22 protein-coding genes and 3 pseudogenes are annotated in these 25,197 nt (G+C 40.0%); 17 read left to right on the top strand and 8 right to left on the bottom strand.

All coding sequences use genetic code 11. The features are described 5' to 3' along the window. The first annotated feature begins 419 nt into the window (after positions 1-419). The 10 genes and pseudogenes from PX700_RS12875 to PX700_RS12830 all read left to right on the top strand — a co-directional run bounded on the left by PX700_RS12875 (position 420) and on the right by PX700_RS12830 (position 13,832). Complete coding sequence (locus PX700_RS12875; RefSeq protein ID WP_010554531.1) at positions 420-902, top strand: MarR family winged helix-turn-helix transcriptional regulator; 483 nt, start codon at positions 420-422, stop codon at positions 900-902. 100 nt (positions 903-1,002) lie between these two features. Beyond that, complete coding sequence (locus tag PX700_RS12870; protein ID WP_479520902.1) at positions 1,003-2,325, top strand: carbohydrate porin; 1,323 nt, start codon at positions 1,003-1,005, stop codon at positions 2,323-2,325. A gap of 128 nt (positions 2,326-2,453) precedes the next feature. After that, positions 2,454-2,849 carry a YbaN family protein gene (locus tag PX700_RS12865; RefSeq protein WP_479520901.1) on the top strand — a complete coding sequence of 132 codons (396 nt, stop codon included), beginning with the start codon at positions 2,454-2,456 and terminating at the stop codon, positions 2,847-2,849. Positions 2,850-2,973: 124 nt separating this feature from the next. After that, positions 2,974-3,606 (top strand): PepSY-associated TM helix domain-containing protein, encoded by a 633-nt coding sequence (locus tag PX700_RS12860; protein ID WP_415638049.1) that lies wholly within the window; start codon positions 2,974-2,976, stop codon positions 3,604-3,606. Continuing rightward, positions 3,606-4,115, top strand: a complete 510-nt coding sequence (locus tag PX700_RS12855) for a DUF2271 domain-containing protein (protein WP_479520900.1) — start codon at positions 3,606-3,608, stop codon at positions 4,113-4,115. Before PX700_RS12860 ends, PX700_RS12855 begins: the two co-directional genes overlap by 1 nt. 34 nt (positions 4,116-4,149) lie before the next feature. Further along, a complete protein-coding gene (locus PX700_RS12850; protein WP_479520899.1) occupies positions 4,150-4,995 on the top strand; it encodes a DUF4198 domain-containing protein in 846 nt (281 codons plus the stop codon). A gap of 542 nt (positions 4,996-5,537) precedes the next feature. Beyond that, positions 5,538-8,069: a TonB-dependent receptor plug domain-containing protein gene (locus PX700_RS12845; RefSeq protein WP_479520898.1), complete on the top strand. Its 2,532-nt coding sequence runs from the start codon at positions 5,538-5,540 to the stop codon at positions 8,067-8,069. A gap of 214 nt (positions 8,070-8,283) precedes the next feature. After that, positions 8,284-9,177 carry a DUF4097 family beta strand repeat-containing protein gene (locus PX700_RS12840; RefSeq protein WP_479520897.1) on the top strand — a complete coding sequence of 298 codons (894 nt, stop codon included), beginning with the start codon at positions 8,284-8,286 and terminating at the stop codon, positions 9,175-9,177. Positions 9,178-9,386: 209 nt separating this feature from the next. Beyond that, complete coding sequence (locus PX700_RS12835) at positions 9,387-11,783, top strand: PKD domain-containing protein (protein WP_479520896.1); 2,397 nt, start codon at positions 9,387-9,389, stop codon at positions 11,781-11,783. 163 nt (positions 11,784-11,946) lie between these two features. After that, positions 11,947-13,832: pseudogene (locus PX700_RS12830) on the top strand (monovalent cation:proton antiporter-2 (CPA2) family protein). Between the two features lie 41 nt (positions 13,833-13,873). Here the strand turns inward: PX700_RS12830 and PX700_RS12825 are convergent. The 6 genes from PX700_RS12825 to PX700_RS12800 all read right to left on the bottom strand — a co-directional run bounded on the left by PX700_RS12825 (position 13,874) and on the right by PX700_RS12800 (position 19,539). After that, entirely contained in the window at positions 13,874-14,101 is a 228-nt protein-coding gene (locus PX700_RS12825; RefSeq protein WP_479520895.1) for a hypothetical protein, read from the bottom strand. Further along, complete coding sequence (locus PX700_RS12820) at positions 14,101-14,508, bottom strand: hypothetical protein (RefSeq protein WP_479520894.1); 408 nt, start codon at positions 14,506-14,508, stop codon at positions 14,101-14,103. Before PX700_RS12820 ends, PX700_RS12825 begins: the two co-directional genes overlap by 1 nt. A 234-nt stretch (positions 14,509-14,742) precedes the next feature. Further along, positions 14,743-15,456 carry a hypothetical protein gene (locus PX700_RS12815; protein WP_479520893.1) on the bottom strand — a complete coding sequence of 238 codons (714 nt, stop codon included), beginning with the start codon at positions 15,454-15,456 and terminating at the stop codon, positions 14,743-14,745. Positions 15,457-15,582: 126 nt separating this feature from the next. Then, a complete protein-coding gene (locus PX700_RS12810; RefSeq protein ID WP_479520892.1) occupies positions 15,583-17,373 on the bottom strand; it encodes an alkaline phosphatase in 1,791 nt (596 codons plus the stop codon). Between the two features lie 11 nt (positions 17,374-17,384). Then, on the bottom strand, positions 17,385-18,968 hold the full coding sequence (locus PX700_RS12805) for an alkaline phosphatase (RefSeq protein ID WP_415638058.1): 1,584 nt from the start codon (positions 18,966-18,968) through the stop codon (positions 17,385-17,387). Positions 18,969-19,176: 208 nt separating this feature from the next. After that, positions 19,177-19,539: a hypothetical protein gene (locus PX700_RS12800; protein WP_415638059.1), complete on the bottom strand. Its 363-nt coding sequence runs from the start codon at positions 19,537-19,539 to the stop codon at positions 19,177-19,179. 331 nt (positions 19,540-19,870) lie between these two features. On the opposite strand from PX700_RS12800, the pseudogene PX700_RS12795 reads away from it, so the two are divergent. The 7 genes and pseudogenes from PX700_RS12795 (at position 19,871) to PX700_RS12765 (ending at position 23,507) form a co-directional block, all read left to right on the top strand. Beyond that, positions 19,871-20,615: pseudogene (locus PX700_RS12795) on the top strand (GntR family transcriptional regulator). Positions 20,616-20,882: 267 nt separating this feature from the next. Beyond that, positions 20,883-20,987, top strand: a pseudogene (locus PX700_RS12790) (putative sulfate exporter family transporter); the annotation flags it as partial. A 430-nt stretch (positions 20,988-21,417) separates the two neighbouring features. Then, entirely contained in the window at positions 21,418-21,627 is a 210-nt protein-coding gene (locus PX700_RS12785; protein WP_006792548.1) for a cold-shock protein, read from the top strand. 186 nt (positions 21,628-21,813) lie between these two features. Continuing rightward, a complete protein-coding gene (locus tag PX700_RS12780) occupies positions 21,814-22,023 on the top strand; it encodes a cold-shock protein (RefSeq protein WP_007580429.1) in 210 nt (69 codons plus the stop codon). A 187-nt stretch (positions 22,024-22,210) separates the two neighbouring features. Further along, complete coding sequence (locus PX700_RS12775) at positions 22,211-22,420, top strand: cold-shock protein (RefSeq protein WP_007580429.1); 210 nt, start codon at positions 22,211-22,213, stop codon at positions 22,418-22,420. 187 nt (positions 22,421-22,607) lie between these two features. Then, entirely contained in the window at positions 22,608-22,817 is a 210-nt protein-coding gene (locus PX700_RS12770; protein ID WP_182672130.1) for a cold-shock protein, read from the top strand. 441 nt (positions 22,818-23,258) lie between these two features. Continuing rightward, a complete protein-coding gene (locus tag PX700_RS12765) occupies positions 23,259-23,507 on the top strand; it encodes a DUF3297 family protein (protein WP_002963088.1) in 249 nt (82 codons plus the stop codon). 229 nt (positions 23,508-23,736) lie between these two features. Here PX700_RS12765 and PX700_RS12760 read toward each other — a convergent pair whose 3' ends face one another. Next, entirely contained in the window at positions 23,737-24,588 is an 852-nt protein-coding gene (locus tag PX700_RS12760; RefSeq protein ID WP_415638060.1) for an alpha/beta hydrolase, read from the bottom strand. A 145-nt stretch (positions 24,589-24,733) separates the two neighbouring features. Next, positions 24,734-25,150: a MerC domain-containing protein gene (locus PX700_RS12755; RefSeq protein ID WP_415638061.1), complete on the bottom strand. Its 417-nt coding sequence runs from the start codon at positions 25,148-25,150 to the stop codon at positions 24,734-24,736. Positions 25,151-25,197 lie beyond the last annotated feature (47 nt).

Below are 25,197 nucleotides of genomic sequence, written 5' to 3'. Positions count from 1 at the left end.
CTATAATACTGATACTAAAGATTTTTAATGTTTACATATAAACAATAATGCATGCTTAAAGTATACGCTATTGATATTAAATATTGATTGCTGAATTTGTTCATTGCCGATTAATATATATACAGTAAACTCACAAACAATTACTTTGTACTAACAGCTGTAAATGAATAATACTAAAGTCTATACAATAAGACTTGCCAATTATTCACAACATACGTACTGTGCGCAACTTAATGCACACAAGATGCTAAGAAAATTTACTAAAATTTAAACAATATAATTTTACATTAGTTACTGCTCTAACTATTAAAAACCAATAAAAGCGGCCTAAAGTGCAATATATTGTTTGAATTCAATTTATTTGATGTGTAACATTTCGCGATTACGGCAATCTACCGCCCCATCGATGAGATAAGCAAATGCAAAAATATGACGAGTTATTGGTTTCTTTACGTAAAGTAATCCGCGCGATTGACTTACATTCTAAGCAGCTAAATAAAACTTCAGGTTTAACTGGGCCACAACTGCTTATAATGCAAGAAGTTAAAAAAACTGATGGAATAACGGCGAGCCGTATTGCTCAAAATGTAAATTTAAGCCCGGCAACAGTCACCAATATTCTCGACAGAATAGAAAGCAGAAACTTAGTAACACGCGTACGCAGTCAAATGGATAAACGCAGAGTGAGCTTATACCTCACCGAGAAAGGAAAAGAGTTACTTGATAAAGCACCTCAGCCATTGCAAGAACACTTTATTGAAAAGTTTTCTGCGCTTGCTGAGTGGGAACAGAGCCTTTTACTCTCGTCAATGCAGCGTGTAGCAGCAATGATGGATGCAGATAAATTAGATGCATCGCCCCTTCTAGAAGTGGGTGCACTTACTCAAGCTCCTAAAGAATAAACAATAAAAAAAATACATAGTTTTTGTACTTACTCTAAACGTAAGGCGTTTTTCGACGCCTTGAATTTTTTATTTTTTAATCAAAATCTGAGCGGCAATTATGACTAAACTATCAAAATTAACACTAGCACTAGTATTAGGTGGTGTTACAAGTACTTCTTATGCGTCTGATGATCTAGACACATTACAAAGCCAACTTAAACAGCTTAAACAGCAAATGCAGTTGCTTGAAAATAAGTTAGTTGAAGAAAAAACAAAACAGCAACAAATTAACAAGCAACACGAACAACAAGTTGCAAACATCAGTAAAAAATCTGATCAAAAAATGGTTGAAGTTGCCGCAGCCGAACCAGAGAAGAAAGATGAAGGCATTAAGGTAGGTGGAGCAATACGCTTTAACTACAGCACCAATACATACGATGAAGATACTCAAGATCGCGGTGGCGATTTTGATTTTGATATTTTTCGTTTAAATGTGTCTGGCGAAATTAACGATATTTCACTAAACGGTGAAATACGTTTTTACGATTATATGACCGTTGTTAAATACGCTTACTTAGGTTACGAGTTTACAGATGGCTGGGAAGGACAAGCAGGTATTGCACCCGTGCCTTTTGGTAATGGCCCATACAACTCACACAGCTACTTTTTCAGTACTAACTATTACGTAGGCCTAGAGGACGACTTTGACTTAGGTGTAGTAGTAAAACGTAAACTTAAAGATAACTGGAAACTAGACCTAGGCTTTTTCAAAAATGACGAACGTGGCGGAGTAGAAAGCTCAACAGATATTAACCATCGTTACTCTTACGACATTATTGGTAGCCGCTCAGCAGACGAAGACACATACGATGCACCAGGCTCTCGCATAGGCGAATACAATACCTTTGCAGGGCGTGCAACATATCAAATTGAGCACAGCAAAAACGTAACTACCGATGTGGGTGTATCACTATTAAGTGGTGGCTTACATGATGGTAATGATCGTGCAGGTAACTACGGCGCGTGGGCATTTCATGTTGATAGCACAATTAACAACTGGAATATCCAATTTCAACACGGTGAATACGACTACGACCTAGACGACAGCAGCGACCGCTTTGTTGTTGGTGCATATAATTATTACGATACCGTATCTAGCGAAGCAACTATGACCAACTTTAACGTTGCTTATAATTACTCGCTTGATTGGGGCCCAGTTACCGACATTCAATTTTACAACGATTACGGCATTATTTATGACAAGTCTGACGATAGCGCAGATACATGGATGAACGTAACGGGTATGAGTGTTGCTGCAGGTGGCTTCTTTAGTTACTTCGACTTTATTCAAGCACGCAACCAGCCATTTATTGGCGGAACAATTATTGGTGAGGGCGATACAGAACGTCGCTTCAACATAAACATCGGTTACTACTTCTAAACTGCTAACCGCATTTATTTTTTAAAAGGGCAAACTTAGTTTGCCCTTTTTTATTGATTTTAAGCTTCGAATTAATAGTTATTTAGCCTACAATTACAGATACCTGAGCACGCCTAAAAAGAGCCTAAGTGAATATAAAAACAGCCTTTATTTGTTATAAAAACTTATGGTTTAAAGCGCTTGGTTTGTTACTTGTTGCGCTTGGCATCATAGGTATTGTGCTGCCCGTTATGCCTACCACTATATTTTTTATTTTGGCGCTTACCTGCTTTACTCGCTCATCCCCCGCGCTCGAAAAGTGGCTGTTAAGCCACCCGCGTTACGGTGTAACTCTGCAGCAATGGCAAGCCCACAAAGTAGTGCCCGTTAAAGCCAAATGCTACGCTGCTATTGGCATGCTAATAGGATTTATATTTTTACTTTATTCAGCCGCCCCTATTTGGGTTATTTACCTTGTTGCAGCAATAGAAATATCGGTAATGATTTACCTCATATTAAGACCTTCCAGCCCTCCTAAGCATTAAATATTCATTTTTTACCTGCATACCACCTTTATTTCAAAGTTTTTATGTAAAGATAAGCAAGTAAATTTGTAATAGCTAATGCAAATCATTATCATGTTGTAAATTTAATTTATTAACTGTTTTTATGTCGTTTATTAATAAGCGGGCTTTGTATAGTACAAGCCGTGCTCTACATATTTATATTTCTACAGCTTTGTTTTTTTTGCTTATTTTATTTTGCGTTAGCGGCATTGTGCTTAATCACGTCGATTGGCTTAAAAACGATAAAAATAACGGTCAAGTAACCGCAACGATTCCTGCAGAGCTAGTTACTAAAGCAAATGCACAGCTAAATACGTTGCCTACGCTATATCCTGAAATAGAAGCTTACTTAGCTAAGCAGTATTCACTTACAAAAGTAAAAAGTATTGAGTGGGAAAAAGAAGATGCACTTGTCATGCTCGACTACCCACTACCAGCGGGATTTGCCTACGCAGAGCTTGATTTTACAACTGGCGAGCTAAACCTTGATTACCAAACAGGTGGCTTTTTAAGCCTTATTGGCGACTTACATAAAGGTCGTTACACCGGTGAGGTATGGAGCTGGGTAATTGATATATCGGCCGTATTAATGATTTTATTTGCCATTACCGGCATGATTATTTTATTTCAAAATAGAAAAAAACGCTTAGCAGGAATATGGATAACCTTACTAGGAGTCGCTACTCCACTGGTTATTTATTTATGTTGGGTTCCACAAATAAAAGGAGTGTCTTAATGGTTAAATTTAAATTATTTATAAGCGCCACGTTACTACTTGTAGCTGCGTTTTTTCAAACAACGGCGCATGCGCAAACACCACAGCTAGAAGTTGAATTAACGCTTCCCGACTTAGAAGTACAACCATATCACCGCCCATACGTTGCAGTTTGGCTTGAAACACCAGAGCGCAAACACGTTACAACGCTTGCACTTTGGGTGCAAAAAGCAGAGTGGTTTAAAGATCTACGCCAATGGTGGCGTAAAGCAGGTAAAAGCGATGCCAACTTTGACGGCATTAGCGGCGCAACCAAGCGCGCCGGTACTTACACCATAAATTGGCAAGGTAATGATTTAGACGGTAACCCAGTAAAACCAGGCAAATACTTACTAAATATTGAAGTTGTACGCGAAGAAGGCGGCAGAGATTACACCCGTGTTGAGCTTGATTTAACTAAATCAGGCAAGCTAACAATTGATGGTAAAAACGAGTTTTCAGAAAGCTTCGTCACTGTAAGCACTAAGTAGCTGCTACTTAATCATTTAAATTTAAGGAAATACAATGAAAATTAATTTATTAAAAACGGCATTAATCGGCGCATTGAGCTTATCTGCTTTAGTGTCAACTTCAGCAAATGCACACGGACGTTGGTTACTCCCTTCGCACACATCTTTATCAGGCGACAAAGCGCATTACGTAATGATTGACGCAAGTATTTCTAACGAAATATTTGCACCCGATAAAGCCTTTAAGCCAAAAGAGAAAGGCGCTGAATACGACGACAATTTATTAATGGCGCTTGCACCTAATGGTGAGCCAGTATCTGAAACGATTCGTGCTTATTACCTAAAGCGTAAAAGCTCAGCAGCAATCAGCCTTAGTGAAGAAGGCACTTACCACATTGCAATGACACAAACGCCTCGCTACATGACCTTTTACAAAGACGCACAAGGCAAACGTAAACGTGTATTTGGTAAAAAGTCAGAAGCAAAACTACCAAGCGATGCAGCTCAAATTAAAACAACCAAGATGATTTCTACAGTCGATACCTTTGTTAGTCGTAACGGCACATCAAAACCAGCATTACTTGGTAAGGGATTAGAACTAAGCGGTCCTACGCATCCAAATGACTTATTTGTGGGTGAGAGCGCTAAATTTCAGCTTTTACAAGACGGTAAACCTGCGGGCTCTGGTATTGAAGTAAGTATTTTAAAAGGCGACACACGCTACCGTAATGAACGTGGCGAAGTAAAAGTAACCACCGACAAAGACGGCTTTTTCACAGCAACATGGCAAGAGCCTGGCTTATACCTAATTGAAACATCATCAGATGTTGATGTTAATGAAGAAGGCGTAGACTCAGGTCGTTATGCATTATTTACAACGCTTGAAGTTGCCCCTGAATAATTTAAATCACGTAATTTAGCACTTTATAAAGGCCAAGCGAATGCTTGGCCTTTTTACGTCATACTAACTTTTATCTAAAATTCCCTTGAATTCGCAACCATTCGACACAAGATTGCAACTGCAACGATCCAAACGTCTCTATCGTGCGTAAACACTGACCTTATGTGTTAACAACTTAGAATATCTTAGATAGTTTTTATCTTTGCACTAGGGTAGCCGCTTCTATATGATGCGCTCCTTTTCGAATCATCAATAAGGGCTTGTTTATCTTTCGAGGTTGAATTTGCAGAAGTATGTTTGGCTTTTAGGCAAGACAGAGCCTATGTAGTGTGGTTATTCCCCATAAATAGGCGATAACGCAGCATAAATGCAAAACATGCGCTGCCTTTAGGTTCGTCCTATGGGCGATTTACTCTTTGTTGCTCGGTTTTTACTTAGCCCACTAGGTTACAAATCTCGCGCCGCGATTAAATCGCCCCTAGCTAGAACAAATTTCAACCCTGAAAGGTCAACAAGCCCTAACAGTTCTTGGGGAACAATTAATGACTTTTAAGCGTTTATCTGCAAATAAACTCGCACTTAGCTTGGCCGTTACCACTGCACTTAGCACACCTTACTCTATGGCCGTTGCCGCAGAGCAAGATAATCAAGCAGAAAAAAATATCGAAGTAATTTCGGTTACTGGTACTCGCCGAAGCCTACGTAGTATTGCCGAAAGTACGGTACCTGTAGATATTATTACCAGCGGTGATATGCAAAGTACCGGTCAGCTAGAAATAAGCCAAATACTAGCAAACCAAGTACCTAGCTTTAACTACCCAAGCGCGACTATGGGTGATGGTACTGACCATGCAAAACCTGCTGTTTTACGTGGTTTAGCACCCGATCACACATTAGTGCTTATTAATGGTAAGCGCCGCCATGCCGGTGCGCTATTAAACTTAGCAGGTGTTGTTGGCCGAGGCTCTACAGCTGTTGATTTAAACATGATTCCAACTTCAGCCATTAAACGTGTTGAAGTACTACGTGACGGCGCAGCCGCACAGTACGGCTCTGACGCAATTGCTGGCGTAATTAACATTGTACTTAAAGATGCCTCAGAAGGCGGTAGCGTAAGCGTAACGTACGGTAAATACGACACACAAATGGCTGGCGTATCTCAGCTAGAAAGCACCTACGCAGATGCAAACGGTAACCTTGCATTTAATACCGGCGGCGATAGAGAAGTAAACGACGGCGCAACACGCACTGTTAGTGCAAACTCTGGTTTTGCGTTATCTGATAACGGCTTTGTAAACGTATCTATTGAGTACCGCGATAACGACTCAACTCAACGCTCTGGCTTTGACCCGCGCCCACAATACGCCAAACTTGATGACGGCAGCCTAGACCCACGCGAGTTTACTATCGACCGTTACAACCACCGCTTTGGTAAAGCCGACCTTGAAGACTACGCTTTGTTTTACAACATGGGTTACGATTTAGATAATGGCTTAAACCTTTACTCGTTTGGTAGTTACTCAAAACGCGAAGGTAATTCAGGTGGTTTTTACCGCCGTGCAAAAGACAGCCGTAACGTTTTAGAAGTGTACCCAGACGGCTTTTTACCGCAAATTGAAACTGACGTACAAGACTACTCGTTTGCACTAGGCTTACAAGGTGAAACTAACGACTGGACTTGGGATGTAAGTACCAACTACGGCCGTAACGACTTTGGTTTTGGCGTTGTAAATAGCATTAATACATCGTTAGGTGCCGACAGCCCAACTGAATTTGACAACGGCGCACTGGTTTACGATCAGTTTTTAGTAAACGCTACAGCAAATACCACGCTTGATTTTGGCTTGCCAGATGACGTGTTTTTTACCGTAGGTACTGAATACCGCCACGAAAGCTATAAAATAGAACAAGGCGAAGAAGCGTCTTACATCACTGCTCTTGATAGCGACGGCAATCCAATTGCAGCCGGTGGCGCGCAAGTACTCGCTGGCTTTGGACCAGAAAGCGTAACGGACGAAAGTCGCCATAACGTAGCAGTATTTGTTGAGTTTGATACCTACTTAACAGAAAACTGGAACGTCGTTTTAGCCGGCCGGTATGAAGATTACAGCGACTTTGGTGACACATTTACCTCTAAGCTTGCTTCGCGTTACAGCATTAACGAGAACCTATCGCTACGTGGTGCAATTAGCACAGGTTTCCGTGCGCCATCGCTTGCACAAAGCTCGTACCGCCAAATCTCTACCGTACTTGAAAACAACCAACCACTTGAGGTTGGTTTATTCCCTACCGATTCTGCAGCAGCACAAGCACTAGGTGCTCAGCCGTTAGATGCTGAAGAGTCAGTAAACGTAACAGCAGGCTTTATTTACACGCAAGGCAGCTTTAGCTTAACGGTTGATGCATATCGCATTGATATTGATGACCGTATTGTTTTGTCTGAAAACCTAGAAGGCGATGCCGTAGTAGAAATACTACAAAATGCCGGTGAATTAAACACGCAACTCGTACGCTACTTTACTAACGCTATCGACTCACGTACGCAAGGTGTAGATATAGTTGCAACTTACAACTTAGATTTAGACAACTTAGGTGATTTACGTTTAAACGTAGCCGCTAACTTTAACGACACCGAAGTAACACACGTAAACGACAACCCAAGCGAGCTTAACTCACTAGGTGACGACTACGTAGTGTTTGCGCGTCGTGAAGTAGGTCGTTTTGAAGAAGGCACACCAGATAGCAAATGGAACCTATCGGCAGTGTGGAACTTTAACGAATGGCAAACAACCCTTCGTGCCACGCGCTACGGTGAAGTCGCTGATATTTCAACCACAGCTGATCGCGATGAATACCTAGACCCTAAATGGATCACCGACCTAGAAGTAGCCTACCGCCCAGACGAATACTGGAAATTTGCCGTTGGTGCAAACAACTTGTTCGATCAGTACCCACAAGCAACCGTGGATAACATAGGTTACTCTGACTTTGGCCAAATATTCCCGTACACGCCATATGCGCCGTACGGATTAGACGGGCGCTTTTTATACGGTAATATTACTTACAGCTTTTAATTAACTGTAAAGCCGTAACTTAAAAAGGATGCCATGTGCATCCTTTTTTAATTACTTCTTATTTTAATTACTTCTTAGTGTATTTAACCACTTATTAGTATTTCAACTTTCATAAACACATCCTACCTCAATAAAAACAACAACTTATAATTGGTCTCGTTTTTGCTCTATATTGGTTATACAAATACAAACAATAAATACCAAAGGACTAAGCATGAGCTCATCAACTGTATCTAGCATTACAAAACCACTTTCGCTTATTGGCGGCATTTTATTACTAAGCGGCTGTGTATTTCATATATCGCCAAGCGTTGCGTCAGTAAAACAAACTAAACAGCTTTCACTGCCAAGCAATAATCTAGAATACTTAAGTATGTTAAGCGGTGCAGGTAGTCTTGAAATAAAAGGCTCAAAAACGGCCACCAGCATTAGTGTTAATGCCACTATTTACACAGCCGACATTGAAGACGAATACGAGCTAACGCTCGAGCAAGACGGTAAACAGGCAAAGCTTGTTGCCCAAAATAAAAGCCGTAATGGCATTAGCTTTTACAGTGGCCAATCTCCACATATTGATTTAGTTGTAACTGTGCCAAGTAATCTAAATTTAGATATTGATGATGGCTCTGGCGACATTTTAATAAATGCTATGCAAAGCAATATTGATGTAAAAGACGGCTCAGGAGATTTAACGATAAGCGGTGCTAAAAACCTAACTGTTGACGATGGTTCAGGCGAAGTAAACTTTGAAAACATCGCGGGTAATTTAGAGCTTACCGACGGCTCTGGCAGCATTCATATAAACAACGTAAGTGGTAATGCCATTATTGAAGATGGGTCGGGCGAAATGCACGTGAGCAACATAACCGGTTTGCTAAACGTTGAAGATGGATCGGGTGATATAGTGATAAGCCATATAAGCGGTGCAGTTAATGTTGATGATAACTCTGGCGACATGATCATTGAGCATATTGGCTCAAGCGTTACTATTGAAGACGGTTCGGGCGACATTCGCGTTAACCATGCAAAAGGGCTGACCATTACTGAGTCGGGTTCTGGCGATGTAAGCATTGATAACATTACCGGACCAGTAAAAGTAGCTGACTAACTCTATTTAACTGCAATTAAACATGTTTTATGCTCTAACAATATGGGCATAAAACGCTCGTCTGAAAACATAAGTCACTTAGAAATAAAACTTTTTCGCTAAAGTTATTTCATAAAATAATGCAAAAGCACTAATTTTATTTATTTTTTTGATTTACTGCCAATTTAGGTACATATTAATATCCACTCTATTAAAAGGATATTAATATTATGAAATGGAAATTATTAATTTTAGCGTCAACTTTAGTAACGCTTGTAGCATGTGGCTCTGGAGGATCAGACTCCAAAACAGTAGCTAAACCAGTTAGCACTAACATAAAGCCTATTGCAGTTATTACTACCGAGCAATCGGAGTTTAAAGTAAATACCATCCTCGTTTTTAGCGCAGCACAAAGTAACGACCCCGATGGCGATGCACTCACCTATCAATGGCAATTAACCAGCAAAAACGAACAAGTAGAAATACCGATTACAGTTAATAATGAAAGTACCGTTGAATTTTCAGTATCTGAAGCACAAGAGTACCAATTAGTATTAACCGTGAGTGACGGTAAGCTTTCAAGCACACCTGCACAAAAACAACTCACCGTTACTACAAATACTCAACTAATTGCTAACGCAGGTAGCACACAAACCGTTAAACAAGGTGATGTAGTGCTTTTAAATGGCGCGCAAAGTAGCACAACCAGCAGCGCCATTAATCAATACAAATGGCAGTTTATTACTAAGCCTGTAGCAAGTAGTGCAACGCTTGAAAATGCGACTCAAGTTAAAAGCCAGTTTGTTGCAGACGAAATAGGCGAGTTTAAAGTTGATCTTACCGTTACTAATTCACAAGGTGATACAGCAAGCACTGTCGTACTCATCAAAAGTGAATCGCTTAATTCTAACTCATCGCCACAAGCGGTTATAAACGTAGAAAATCAAACAATTGCTCCAAATGAAGTTGTTACGCTTTATGGTAATCAAAGTACTGATCCCGATAAAAACGATACGCTTAGTTATGCCTGGGCAATTACATCAAAGCCACAGGGCAGCACGCCAGCTCTTTCAAACATGCAAAATCATACCGCTGGGTTTTCAGCGTCAACAGCTGGAGATTACACGCTTTCACTCACCGTTACCGATCAACAAAGTGAAAGTGATACCGCATCAGTTACTTTAACTGTTACCACAAGTAATAAAGCCCCCGTTGCAACACTTGAATCCGAACGCGATATTACGTTAAACGAATCAACCACTTTGCAGTGCCAACAATGTAGCGACCCAGACGGAGATACGCTGAGTTATAACTGGCAGTTACAAGCCAAGCCTGTAAATAGTGCATCACAACTGACTAACAGTACATCAGCAACGCCCTCTATTATTGCCGATAAAGAAGGCGATTACGTTGTAGTGCTTACAGTGTCTGATGGGCAATTAAGCTCAAACCAAGCAACCTCAGTACTGCATGCCAGTAGCAATAAAAAGCCTATTACTTTGGTAACTTATGAAACCTCCATAACGGTTGATGAACAAGTTTTACTTGATGCCTCAAATAGTTACGATCCAGAAGGCCAGCCACTAAGCTACCAATGGGAAATCATTTCGTCGCAAGGCCAGGCAACGCTTAGCAGTAATACAATATCAAAACCAACGTTTAGCGCATCAGTAGAGGGGCAAGTGGTTATTTCGTTACGCACTAACGATGGCGTGCAGTTCTCTGACACAAAAACCCTAACAATTGATGTAATACAAAATGCACTGCCAGTAATTAACTTCACGGGAGAGGAATCACGCTACGATGTAGTGGGCAATGCAGTTAAATTTGATGTAAGCCAAAGTTACGACCCAGAGGGAACCACTCTCGATTACGCTTGGACGCTATCAGCGCCTTCAGGCTCGAGCACCAGCTTAAGCAATACAAACCAAAGCATTACCGAATTTATCGCCGATATGACAGGTAGTTACACGCTAACCGTTGTAGCAACTGATGCTGATGGATTTTCAAAAAGTGTGCAATTTTCAATTACAGTAACTAACTCTGCCCTACTTACCGGTCGCATTAAAGGGCAACTCACTAATGTGCAAAAAGCGGCTATAAGCAATGTACAACTAACAATTAATGGACAGCAGTACAGCACCAACACAAATGGCTTTTTTGATGAAGAGATTAATTTAGCCCAAGGTGAAAAAATAACGATAACAACATCAGATCAAAGGCTCGCAGCTGGGGAATACAACTCTGTAGCTATTACGCAAAGCAACTTTACTGTGGATGTAGGCCAAAATAGCATGCCCGTTTTACAAGCTGTTGAAGTTTCAGTATTTGTGTGTGCTGAGTTTTCAGGCCCCGACACCGTTAACCTACGCTTTAACATGGTAGATACACTTTTAGCGTCAGATAGCTTTCAATTTAGCTTTGATCAAACAAAACCACTTACTTTGCAAAAAAGCGGAGGTATGTACTTCGATAGCGAATTAAATATTAACTTACCTGCATCTGCCGAATTTGAAGTAACAGTAATTGAAACAAGCGTTGAAAATACAATAAGCTCAAACATGACCATTTATCATTCTGATTCAGGCCAACCAAGCTCAGCAATTATAAGTATTTGTAATATTTAGTCCCCCAACAAGCCCTTCAACATAAAGTGCTATTTTTAGCCCAGTAGTTATAACCATTAGTGTTATAACTACTGATAAATAAGTAACTTTGAGCCATATAATCCATTGTATTTTATAAGCAGCTAAGCCATTCTAAAAGCCTTGATGTTATTAGGATAAACGCGTGTTAGAAATTGCTTTAATTTACTTAGCAGCAGCCATAGTAGCTGTCCCTATTGCAAAACGAGTCGGACTTGGCTCTGTGTTAGGTTATTTAATTGCCGGCATACTCATTGGCCCTTATGCGCTGGGTGTTGTGGGCGATCAAACTGATGTAATGCACTTCGCTGAATTTGGCGTAGTAATGATGCTATTTTTAGTGGGCCTTGAGCTACAACCCTCGCGTTTATGGAAACTTCGACACTCTATTTTAGGGCTCGGTGGCTTGCAGGTTGTACTCACCGCCGCCGCTATTTTTGCATTTTGTTATTGGTTTTTTGCCATGCACTGGCAAACCGCACTCGCCATTGGTTTAATGCTGGCGCTCTCCTCTACTGCTATTGTGCTGCAAAGCCTTGAAGAAAAAGGCTGGCTAAAGCAAGAAGCCGGACAAAATGCATTCTCGGTTTTACTGTTTCAAGACATCGCCATTATTCCTATTTTAGCGCTACTACCGCTACTGGCTTTTGCACCGCAAAGTAGCTCAAAAGACATTAGCGACTCTATCATTGCTGGCTGGCCTGTTTGGCAACAAGTAGGCGTGTCGGCTGCGGTTATCGCTGCAATTATTGCCGGTGGTAAATACGTATCGGCCCCGTTATTTAGATACATTGCACAAACCCACATGCGTGAAATATTTACTATTTTTGCGCTGTTTTTAGTTATTGCCATAGCGCTGGTTATGCAAAGTATTGGTTTGTCGCCTGCATTAGGTACGTTTTTAGCAGGCGTAGTACTGGCCGAAAGTGAATTTAGACACGAGCTAGAAGCCGATATAGAACCCTTTAAAGGCCTACTTTTAGGATTGTTTTTTATAACCGTGGGCGCTTCAATAAACTTTGAGTTATTAGCTGATGAATTTACGACTGTTATTGCGCTCGTTGCCCTACTAATTGTTATAAAAGCCTGCATTTTGTTTGCCCTTGCCGTTACCTTTAATATTAGTAAAAAGCAGCGTTTGTTATTTGCATTAGCCTTAGCGCAAGGCGGCGAATTTGCCTTTGTACTATTAAGTGTAACCACTACATTAAGTATTTTAACGCCAGAACAAACCAGCTTAGTCACCTTGGTGGTGGCTGTTTCAATGCTGATTGCCCCACTGTTATTAATGCTTTACGAACAACTACAAAAGCGCACCAGTAACAACGCGCCCGAGTTTGATAAGCCAGAGCAAATTAGCACCGCTAAGCACGTAATTATTGCGGGCTACGGACGTTTTGGGCAAATTATGGGACGCTTACTGCACGCGCAAGGCTACGAAATTACCGTACTTGATCACAGCCCTAGTCAAATAGAATTACTGCGCCGTTTTGGTAACACCGTATTTTATGGTGATGCCGCACGCCAAGAACTCCTTGAAGCCGCAGGCGCGCACACAGCGCAAATGCTAGTGGTGGCAATAGACGACCCAGATAAAACTATTGAGATAATTAAGCTCGCCCATAAAAACTACCCGCAGTTAAAAATTGTTGCTCGCGCAATCGACCGCCGCCACGCGTATCAATTACTTAATTTAAAAGTAGATGCCTTTAACCGCGAAACAGTCGACTCAGCCATTAACCTTGAGAAGCACTCGAGTTACTAGGTAACACTAAACAAGATGCCGAGCGCGCAGGTAAGCTGTTTAGAGACCACGACCGCGCTGCAGTAGTGCAACTTGCTGCATTATGGGGCGACGATGCCAGCTACGGCGTAGCAGTGCGCCAACGGATGGAAGATTTAAAACATGTGCTACAACAAGATAAACAAGCACAAAGCGATTTAAATACCTGCGACAGCGGTGATTGCGAAGATGGCTTAACAGAAGTAGCGAGTAAACCTAAAAAGCCTGATGATGCTCATTTGGAGTAGTGTCAGGCGATAGTGTTTGTTTTTTATTTATAAGATTACGTTTACTTAAATGTCTTTTTGAACATTTTTTCAATTTCTTCTTTAGCATATTTCTCAGCGAGCTCTTTGCCTTCATCAACTGCAACGTCAACCAATGCATCGTAATCATTGAGCTCACCACATTCTTTGCACTCAAGCATATCGCCTGAACTTAACTCTGTTTCAGTATCGTTCTGAAGTTCACTATCGCAAAACAAGCATTTCAAAGAGATTGTAAATTTATTATTCATTACTTACCTCCAAAGATTTTCAGTGCGAATGTAGCAAGTGTTAATAAGAAGCCGAGGACAATAAATAAGCCTTTGCGCTCTTCAATATAATCAGATGTTTTTTTCAGGAAAGAGCGAGATTTTTTTAATTCCTCAGATCTTTGTTTTGATCTCGCAGCTCCAACGCCTTTTGGTGTTATATGTAAATGAGTATATTTATCTTCACCCTGACCTCTTCGCTTTAACCATTCATGCGCAAAACACTTATCAGCCGCCTTTTGTAATTCTTCTAAAGTGTGAGAGCTGTTGTTTACAGTATTTATTTCCTCAACAAGATCCTCATTAATAGTGACTACTACACTCTTATATGTAAGCCCTTTAGATTCCATATAATCAAGTACGTTGTTTAAGATCTTGAATTCTGGCATGAACTTTCCTTAGCAATTAAATGTACCCTTTGTGTAAACTGTTATTAATAACAAATAGAGTAAATTATTACCAACTATAAATATTATGCAGCCGATGGTGTGTTTTATAAAAATGGGAAATAGTTTGTAGTATTACTTGGCTGGGAATGGCTTAAATTAATCTACTTTTGAAACTAGCTTGTAGCTCATAGCCGCCTGTCATTTTTTAGCTATGAACTACAACATTTAAAAAACCTAGTGATGATGTCCGCCTTGAATTGCTTCGCCCTGCTGGTTGTAAAAACCCGTTGCGCTGTGTTCTATAAAACCAAGGTTGATCATTTTAGCTAAAAACGGGTCGTTTTCGTTATCGCCAATGTCGGCGTAGTCGGTGGTTTGAAAGCGATCCCATTTGGCAAACTGCTCAGTTATTTCTGCTTTATTACTGCTTACATTATTAAGGCTAAGCACAATGTTTGTTTGGGCTTTTTTATTGGTTACGCTAAAGCTTTTAACTAAGTTTGATTGCGTAAATAAAGCGAGTTTAAATTGGTTGTCGCCTTCGATAAGTGCGTAGTTTTTTACTTCATCGCAGCCTGTGTTTTGGGTGTTTAAAAGCGCCATTTTTTCTATTAAGTGCGCATCCACCAGCTGGTTTTTAGCACTCCAATTTTGTACGCCGCGAACCTCAGATGGCTGATATTCAATACCGCGTTGCTGGGCATTAAAGTAACGAATAGGGCGAATTTTCTTATTGGCTAAGTGCTGCCAAAGCTCGGTAATTACTTGGCGTTGATGCGCTACTTGCTGATCGTTTCGCCAAAGGGTAAGTGACTCATTACTTTGCTGCGCTTTATGGCTGTTGGTAATTTTATAATCGGCTTTTAAATATTCGGCATTAATATCGCACTGCGCTGCTAATGTGCTGGTGCTTGCTAAGGTTGCCATTAAAAATAATGCTACTTTCATCGGTTAATCTCTTATTTAAACGTCACTGTAATAGCCATACAATAACGACTTACAATGGCATTTTTATGACATAAAAAAACAACTCGCACAGGGTACGAGTTGTTTTTAAACATACAAGTTAGCGGCTTACTGCGTTACTTTTTCGTCGGCTGTTTTAACTAAATCAGCCGCAAAGTCCATTACATGGAATAAAAAGCTTTGCTCGTTTGTGCCTGTTACTAAGTGCGCACCTGGTCCCATTGCATAAACACCTACATCTTCACCGGCGTGAGTTTCTGAGCCTAGCGGAACTAGCGCTTCTTGATGAAAGCCCGGTGTGGTTGTATCAACGTCAGTTAAATCAACACGCCCTGTTACCGGTGCGGCTAAGTAAGATGCATCGGCATTGGTTTCATCGCCTAAATCTCTGTAACCTAAACCATTGGTGTAGCCAACAGTTGTGTATGGCATATCGTCGGCAGCAAGGCTTGGTTCTGTTTCGCCTACTGCAACTACTTTACCTAGTATTGGGTTACCACGTTTAGGGTAACCGGCAATGGTAAATACATGGCTATGATCGGCTGTTACTATAATTAGCGTTTCTTCTGGGTTGGTGTTTTCCATTGCCACTTTTACGGCTTTAGCCAGCTCTACGGTATCGTTTAGTGCGTTGTATGCGTTACCCGCATGGTGCGCGTGGTCAATACGCCCTGCTTCTACCGATAAGAAAAACCCGTTTGCGTTGTTATCAAGCACATTAATTGCTTTTGCGGTCATTTGCGAAAGCGAAGGCTCGCCCGCTACGTCGTTTGCGCGGTCGGCTTCGTATTGCATGTGGGACTCGTTAAACAAACCAAATACTTTAGTGGCATCATCGCTTATTGCATCAAAACCGGTTTGATCCATTACGTATGTGCCGCTTGGGTAGGTTGTTTGCCACTCAGTCACTAAGTTACGGCCATCAGTACGATCGCCTTCTACTGCGCTTACTGCATCGCTTGAATTTGCTGCTGCATCTTTTGGTAAAAAGTGACGACGACCGCCACCCATTACTACGTCAATCCCATCTACATCAATACCTGCAAAACGCGCTTCTAGGTTGGCTTCAAAGTTAACTAGTTGCGATGCTATGTCTTCACATGCCTCAGAACCTGCTGGCATATCTGAAATATCTTCCCAGTTACGATCAGCCGATTTAGCATACGTTGCCGCAGGTGTTGCATGAGTAATTCGCGCTGTTGAAATAAGGCCCGTTGCTTTACCGGCTATTTCAGCAAGTTCAAGCGAGGTAACTAGCTCATTACCTTGCGCTGTTGAACACACGCCACGTTCAATGTCTTCATCTACACCAATTACGCCAACGTCGGTTTTAACACCCGATACCATTGCCGTCATAGTGCCTGCCGAGTCTGGCGTTTGTGCATCTACGTTGTAGGTTTTAACAAAGCCTGAATAAGGCATGGTTTCAAAGCTAAGTTGGTAATCTTCACCTAGGCCGCCTTCAAGCTGGCCCGCTAAAATACGTGCAGCCGTTACGGTTGAAATACCCATGCCGTCGCCTACAAATAAAATAACGTTTTTAGCTTTGCCCGACTCGGTAACAACACTTGCGTTAGCTTGTTGTGTTTTTGCAAGCTGAGCCTGCGCGCCGCTATACCATTCGTTACTTGTTAAGGATGCTAGCTGCTCGCTAGTAAGTGATGTAGCAGGTGCATTACACACTAAGTTAGTTGAGTTAACTTCGTCACTATCTAGCACGTCGTTATTATTGGTATCTGCGCCTACTTGCGTCTCTACACCGCCATTAATACACTGCTCAGAGCCAACTGCAATAGCGTTATCTACTGCGATAATATTGTTTTCATTTTTATCGTTATCACTTGAGCAACCTGCAAGCGCGACCATTACTGCCAAAGAAAGTACTTTTAATTTGTTCATGTTAGCCGCCATTATTGCTGAGTTAGTTCAAGAGCTTGATTAATTAAATGAAACACTACATTTTGCTCAATTACGCCTTGGGCAAGTTGTGCACCGGGGCCTTTTGCGTGTAGTGAAATGTCTTCACCTGCATGTGTTTCTGAACCGAGTGGCACGGTTGTTTCTTGATGAAAACCGGGTGTTGTTGTATCAACTCCATTAAGCTCTACACGTCCGGCTACTGGGCCAGTTGTATAAGCGGCATCGGCATCTGTTTCATCAACTAAATTTCTAAAACCTAAACCATTTGCATAGCCTACTGTGGTGTATGGCATATCGTCGGCAGCTAGGCTTGGTGTAGTTGCACCTACCGCAACTACTTGACCTAAAATTGGGTTACCGCGTTTAGGGTAGCCTGCAATAGTAAATACGTGGCTGTGATCGGCGGTTACTAAAATAAGGGTTTCTTCTGGGTTGGTATTATCGATGGCAGCTTGCACTGCTTTTGCAAATTCTATGGTGTCGTTAAGCGCGTTGTATGCATTACCCGCGTGGTGCGCGTGGTCAATACGACCCGATTCAACTGTTAAAAAAAAGCCTTTTTCGTTTTTACCCAATACATCAATAGCTTTGGTGGTCATATCGGTAAGTGAAGGCTCACCCGCTACGTCGTTTGCGCGGTCGGCTTCGTATTGCATGTGCGATTCATTAAATAAACCAAATACCTTAGTGGCGTCGTCGCTTATTGCATCAAAGCCTGTTTGATCCATGACGTAAGTTGCATCTGGGTATTGTGTTTGCCATTCAGTCACTAGGTTACGCTCGTCAGTTCGATCGCCCTCTACCGCGCTTACTGCGTCAGTTGAGTTAACGGCTGCATCTTTTGGTAAAAAGTGACGACGACCGCCACCCATTACAAAATCAAGGCCGTCTACATCGGTACCTAAATAACGGGCTTCTAAGTTTTTTTCAAAGTTTACAAGTTGCGATGCAATATCTTCACATGCTTCTGAACCTGCTGGCATATCTGAAATATCTTCCCAGTTACGGTCGGCCGATTTAGCATACGTTGCCGCTGGCGTTGCATGAGTAATACGCGCTGTTGAAATAATACCCGTTGCTAGGCCTTTAATTTCAGCAAGTTCTGTGGCTGTTAAAAGCTCGTTACCTGCAGCGCTTGAACATACGCCGCGTTCTATATCTTCATCTACGCCAATAACACCTACATCGGTTTTAACGCCTGAGATCATCGCGGTCATTGTGCCTGCAGAATCAGGAGTTTGTGCATCTACGTTATATGTTTTTACTTGCGCTGAGTATGGGAACTCTTCAAAGCTTAAATAACCTTCTTCACCTAGCTCACCCGCGCGCTGGCCTTGTAAAATACGTGCAGCGGTTAGAGTAGAAATACCCATACCATCGCCTACAAATAAAATAACGTTTTTAGCTTTTGTTGTTTGCTCACTTTGCGCTTGAGTCGTTTTTGCAGCCAACGTAGTTTGGGCATTTGTATACCAGCTACTTTGTGCTTGGCTTTGTGGTAATACATTGGCGTAGCTTGGTGCACTTAACATAAACGTTAAGCCAACTGCCGCAGCAACTTTTTTTATTTTCATCCTTTATTATTCCCATTGTGTAGTGGTTATTTTTTGTTGAAGCGTAAACCTCAAATAAGTAACCGCTGCACTATAAAAAATAGATATGACTACCAAAGGACTTTTTGATGAAGAAACAATGACTAAATTATTACAAAAATAAAACACAAAAAAAGCGCAACGTGTTAAACGTTGCGCTTATTCATTCAATTAAACGTTATTATTTTAATTAACGACCATCTTCAAACGAAGCCGTTGCGGAAACTTTGCTCCAAGTACCATTTGTATATAATACAGTTGCTTCTGCTTTATTACTTATAAAAGGTCCGATCGAAAATGAGCATGATGTACCAGATACGCCACAAGACGATGCAGCATTTGACCAAACAACACTATCAATATCAGAGCCATTACCTACAACTCTAAATACTGCTGTAGCCGCTTTTTTACCATAAACCATCGCAAAACATTGGTTAGGAGTAAATTGGTCATATGCTTGAGTATCTACGTAGCACTCCATTTGATCTGCGCTCGCTTGTGCAGAAAAAATAGATGCCAAAATAATACCTGTAGTAATTAATATAGTTTTCATTTTTATCCTTAATAATTGAACCTAAATAGGTACAAAAAAGATAGAACAAGAATCACTTTCTGTACAATTTATTTACAATAAAAATTAAAAAACATACAAAAGGGTTGTTTTTACCAAAAAAGCGCAGCGTGTTAAACCTTGCGCTTATAAAGAAAATTATCGCCACTGTAGATGTTTGCAAAGCTTTCATCAGTTAAGTTTTTAGCAATACTCTATTGCTTATATAAGCAATTACAGTCGTAGCTCGCGTTTAATCGTGTTACGCAAATATGCGTAAAAGGTTTCACCTATGATATAACTACAGGTGGATTAAATTTAATGGTAAATGGCAATGAGTGACTCTATGTTTGATCAGAAATTAAGTGGTTCAAGCTTGGGTTTTCAACCTCTCTACTTACAAATAGCTGATAGTATTAAACAACTCATTGTTAAACAGCATTGGTTGCCCGGCGAAGCTTTACCAAGCGAATTTCGCCTTGCTGAAAAATTTAACGTAAGCCAAGGTACGGTTCGTAAAGCATTAAATTTGTTAACCGACGATAAAATAGTAATTCGTCGCCAAGGCGTTTGTATCAGAGCATACCTCGCAAGACGCCTTATTCAGGTTTTTTCCGTTACAAGCCGACAGTAAAGGTGACGACTCACCAAAGGCGGAGCTGCTATCAGTTGAGCTTTGTTCAGCGCCCGCTGAAGCTATAAAGGCTTTGCAGCTAAATAAAAAAGATAAAGTTACTAAGCTTGTTCGTAGACGTAGCCTTGATAACAAATTTTGCATGAGCGAAACTATATACCTACCGCAAAGCTACTTTCCTGATATACATCAAAGTAGAGATATACCGCACATTCTCTATCATTACTATCAGAGTAAATTTAACCAAACTGTACACAAAACCCAAAACAGTATTAAAGCCGTACTTGCTACAATAGGTGATGCAAAAATGCTTACTATAAAAGCTGGCGACCTACTACTGTTAGTATCGCGCATTACCGAATCAATCGAAGGTAAACGTATTGAATACCGCCTAAGTAAATGCCGTAGCGATCACTATCATTACCAATTGAGCTCGACTAGTTAAACGTACTTAAACTACTAATTAGCAATCTTAGCGCGTAACCATTAAATATTTTTTAAAGACAGCAAGCCTTACCTTGATGGCTTTGTGCTGGTTGTCCACCCACTAATCGCCACTTTGCTGTAAACGCAGTATGATTCACATATTGCATAACGCATCTTCGAGATAAATTCCTATTGAAATAATTAAGTAGCATCCTTCCATTAGGGGTCTATTTATTAAACTTAGAGTAAGAATATTGGGTACAAACGGTATGAATACTAATTTAGGAAAATTAATTTAGGAAAACTTACCGAAGTAGGTATAAAACCTATTATTTTAATTGTTGCTGAAACACTTTGGATTGCATTATTAATACTTGGATTTGTAATTTAAAGCTAATGAATCATGTTATTTAAGATATATATCAAAAAATTTAGTAGGTAATTAGGTCATGTTTTAACCAGTTAAAACCTGTATTTTACCTACTCTAAAACCGTGTGCAAAAATAATCGTAAAGCATTGATTAAAATAAACTTAACTTTAATTTATAAGTTAAAAAGATCATCTAAATCATAACGAGTTAGTTAAAAAACAAACAAACAAATAAAGCACTTACTCTAAAATAAATTTACAATAGGGCTTGGTATATAACTTAATTTACTGTTATCCTGCTTGCCATCGGGTTGACAGAAAACCCTATTTATTTGTAAGTACCACGTTGTTTTAGTAATAATCCTTCGCGTTATCCTCAGTTAAATGTATGTTTTCTTCCTGTTAAATTGCCTAATTTAGGCGCACTTTTATTAATTCTTAGGATACTATTATGTCTAATACTACAACTGGTACAGTTAAATTTTTCAACGAAGCAAAAGGTTTTGGTTTCATCGAGCAAGAATCTGGTCCTGATGTTTTCGCACATTTCAGCGCAATCTCTGGCGACGGTTTCAAAACTCTAGCTGAAGGCCAACGTGTACAGTTTACTGTTACTCAAGGTCAAAAAGGTCCACAAGCTGAAAACATCGTTAGCATCTAATTGCTTTCGTTAAAATGGGTTAGCAATAACCCATTTTGAATACTAGTTTGAAAGAAGTTTTGTTTTATTTGTTAGTACCCCGTTGTTTTAGTAATAATCCTACGCGATATCCTCAAGTTAACTATTTTTTCCGGCTCAATCGCCTCTTTTCAGGCACACTTATATTAATTTTTTAGGGTACATATTATGTCTAATACAACTACTGGTTCAGTAAAATGGTTTAACGAAGCAAAAGGTTTTGGTTTTATCGAGCAAGAATCTGGCGCAGACGTTTTTGCACATTTTAGCGCAATCTCTGGCGACGGTTTCAAAACTCTAGCTGAAGGCCAACGAGTACAGTTTACTGTTACTCAAGGTCAAAAAGGCCCACAAGCTGAAAACATTGTTAGCATCTAATTGCTAAACAATTTGATGGGTTAGCAATAACCCATTTTGAATACTAGTTTGAAAGAAGTTCTGTTTTATTTGTTAGTACCGAGTTGTTTTAGTAATAATCCTACGCGATATCCTCAAGTTAACTATTTTTTCCGGCTCAATCGCCTCTTTTCAGGCACACTTATATTAATTTTTTAGGATACATATTATGTCTAATACAACTACTGGTTCAGTAAAATGGTTTAACGAAGCAAAAGGTTTTGGTTTTATCGAACAAGAATCTGGCGCAGACGTTTTTGCACATTTCAGCGCAATCTCTGGCGACGGTTTTAAAACTCTAGCTGAAGGCCAACGTGTACAGTTTACTGTTACTCAAGGTCAAAAAGGCCCACAAGCTGAAAACATTGTTAGCATCTAATTGCTAAACAATTTGATGGGTTAGCAATAGCCCATTTTGAATACTAGTTTGAAAGAAGTTTTGTTTTATTTGTTAGTACCGAGTTGTTTTAGTAATAATCCTACACGATATCCTCAAGTTAACTATTTTTTCCGGCTCAATCGCCTCTTTTCAGGCACACTTATATTAATTTTTTAGGATACATATTATGTCTAATACAACTACTGGTTCAGTAAAATGGTTTAACGAAGCAAAAGGTTTTGGTTTCATCGAGCAAGAATCTGGTCCTGATGTTTTCGCACATTTTAGCGCAATCTCTGGCGACGGTTTTAAAACTCTAGCTGAAGGCCAACGTGTACAGTTTACTGTTACTCAAGGTCAAAAAGGCCCACAAGCCGAGAACATTGTTAGCATTTAATTGCTAAATAATTTAGTGGGTTAGAGATAACCCATTAATATATTTACCTTTATAATTTTTTAATCAAATATCTTCAAAACCCCTTCTGTAAATATTTTCCCAGCACAACCTCATTTGTATACACAACTCATTAATTATACCAATCTGCTTATATATGGGGTCTATTTAACGTTAAGAAAATTACGCTAGAACTAGGCAAAAATTTTTGTATTTAGTTGTTCTCGGCAATTGCTCCCTGCATTGCTCTACCTCCTGCATCCATGCAGTCGTAAATAAAAAATTTTTAACGACGTTATAGTGGAATTTAATTCGTTAAATTGATCAAAGATTTATGCAGGTTGGTATTAGTACATTTTTAAACATATTTGCAACTATCGCACTTGAGCGAAAGCATTGTATTGCCTACAATAGCGCATACTTCATTCAATATAGAATATGACCATGAACGACACTACCGCAAAACCTGCTTTACCAGATCGCCTTTCTATTAACCCACGCAGCCCACATCATGTGGAAGAAGTTTTTGAACACGATATTGGTATCACGTTCAACGGCAAAGAGCGTTTTGATGTTGAAGAATACTGCATCAGTGAAGGTTGGATAAAGTTTGCATCTCCAAAAGGGCTTGATCGTCGCGGACAACCCCTTTTACTTACAAGAAAAGGCACTGTTGAAGCTTTTTACAAGTAATACCAATCTGCTTAATTAAGTGATCTATTTTGAGGGCGGAAAAACGAGTTGGTAGCCAGGCAAAAAATTCGCTATTTAGTTGTTCTAATTGAGAATTTTTTAACGCAGGTAGCGACACGTTTAGCCCCGCAAAATGATTAAGTATTATTGCGGATTGGTATAAGCTAATACTACTCACTAAAAAAGCGACACCTTATTGGGTAGTCGCTTTTTTTGTACTTGTTAAAATTCATTTAATTGTATTAATTTTCGCTTTACCCAGCACCCAATCAAGCCCCTGTATTGCTGTGGTAGGAAACGCAGTTGCATGACTAGCCCCTTCAATAACAATACTTTTTAATTCTATATTGTCACTTTTAAGTGCATTAACTTTTTGCACAAGCTGCGCAGCACCTTCAATCATATTTTGCCCTTCGCCAAAAGCAGGCGTTTCCATAGATCCAACTGATATATATACCCTTATAGGTAATTTTGGTTTATTCACTTTTAATGCTAATAGTGCATTGTTATTAAACCAGACAGATGGGCTGCCAATAATATAATTGTTAAATAAATCAGGCATCGTAAATAAAATAGTGGCGCCAAATAACCCGCCTAAAGAGTGACCTATATAGGTTTTTTGTGTGCTACTTGCTCGGTAGTTGCTTTGTATAAACGGCAGTACAGTATTTTTTAAAAACAGCGCATGATTTTGAGCGTTACCAGTTTGTTTTTTCCAGCTTTTAGCCTGATTTGGTGTGTAGTCTCTAATTCGGCTATTAGACCCTTTGGAGCCTTTTTCGTAACTAATGGCCACAATAATAGCCTGCTGCATTTTGCCGCTATTCATTGGAAACCGCGTAGCCCCCGCCACAATGGGAAACGTATACGGTGCATCGGTTAAATAAATAACCGGATATATTTTTTCAGGGTGTTTTTTATATGACTTAGGGAGCTGAATAAAAACAGGGTATACCCGACTGGTTTCGGGCTCAGTGAGCTCAATAACGCTACTTCTAGGAATTTGGTACGGAGTATTTGCGCTTAATTTAAAACATATTAAGGCGCTTAAAAGAAAAAGAGATTTTAAAATAAGAGGCACTGTATTGGTTAACCTAAGCTAAAAATAAATTAAGTACCTACTTTAAAGTACTTTTAGCGAATATATAAGCTATCCAAAAAACAAAGTTTAAATAAAAAATAAAGTGCCAGTGTAACTTTCGTTTAAACCACCAGCACTTATAGCATTAAACCGCTTGGTCTAGCTCACTGCCTGAACACGGGCAATACTCATCTTCTTTTTTAAGACATTGGCGATAGTTGAACCAATGCGCTATGGCTATAAAAACTGAGCCAGTTAACGTTAATGCTTTTTCTGCGGCTTCATTCCCTACAAAGATAGCTGATAGCATTAAGCACAAACCCATAATCCCAAGTACCATGTAATTAAATTGCTTATGTTTTTTACAACCCAAGCTTAACGCAAGTAAGCTCGTAGGTAATACCGCCGCTAATATCCATACATGAAACTGCTCATTATCTAGCTGCAGCGCTGCCAAGCTCGGTAAAAGCACTAAAAGAATTGGCGTTGCAAAGCAATGCACTGTACACATTAACGAAAGCCCTATTGCTAGGCGATCTATTACACTTTGACTCGATTTCATTTTTTCCTCTATAAATCAATGGCTACAAGCAAAAATTTTACTTTTAA

The sequence above is a fragment of the Pseudoalteromonas sp. TP27 genome (assembly GCF_056470645.1).
Note: the sequence above shows the minus strand (reverse complement) of the source record. Positions and strands in the feature narration are given on the sequence as shown.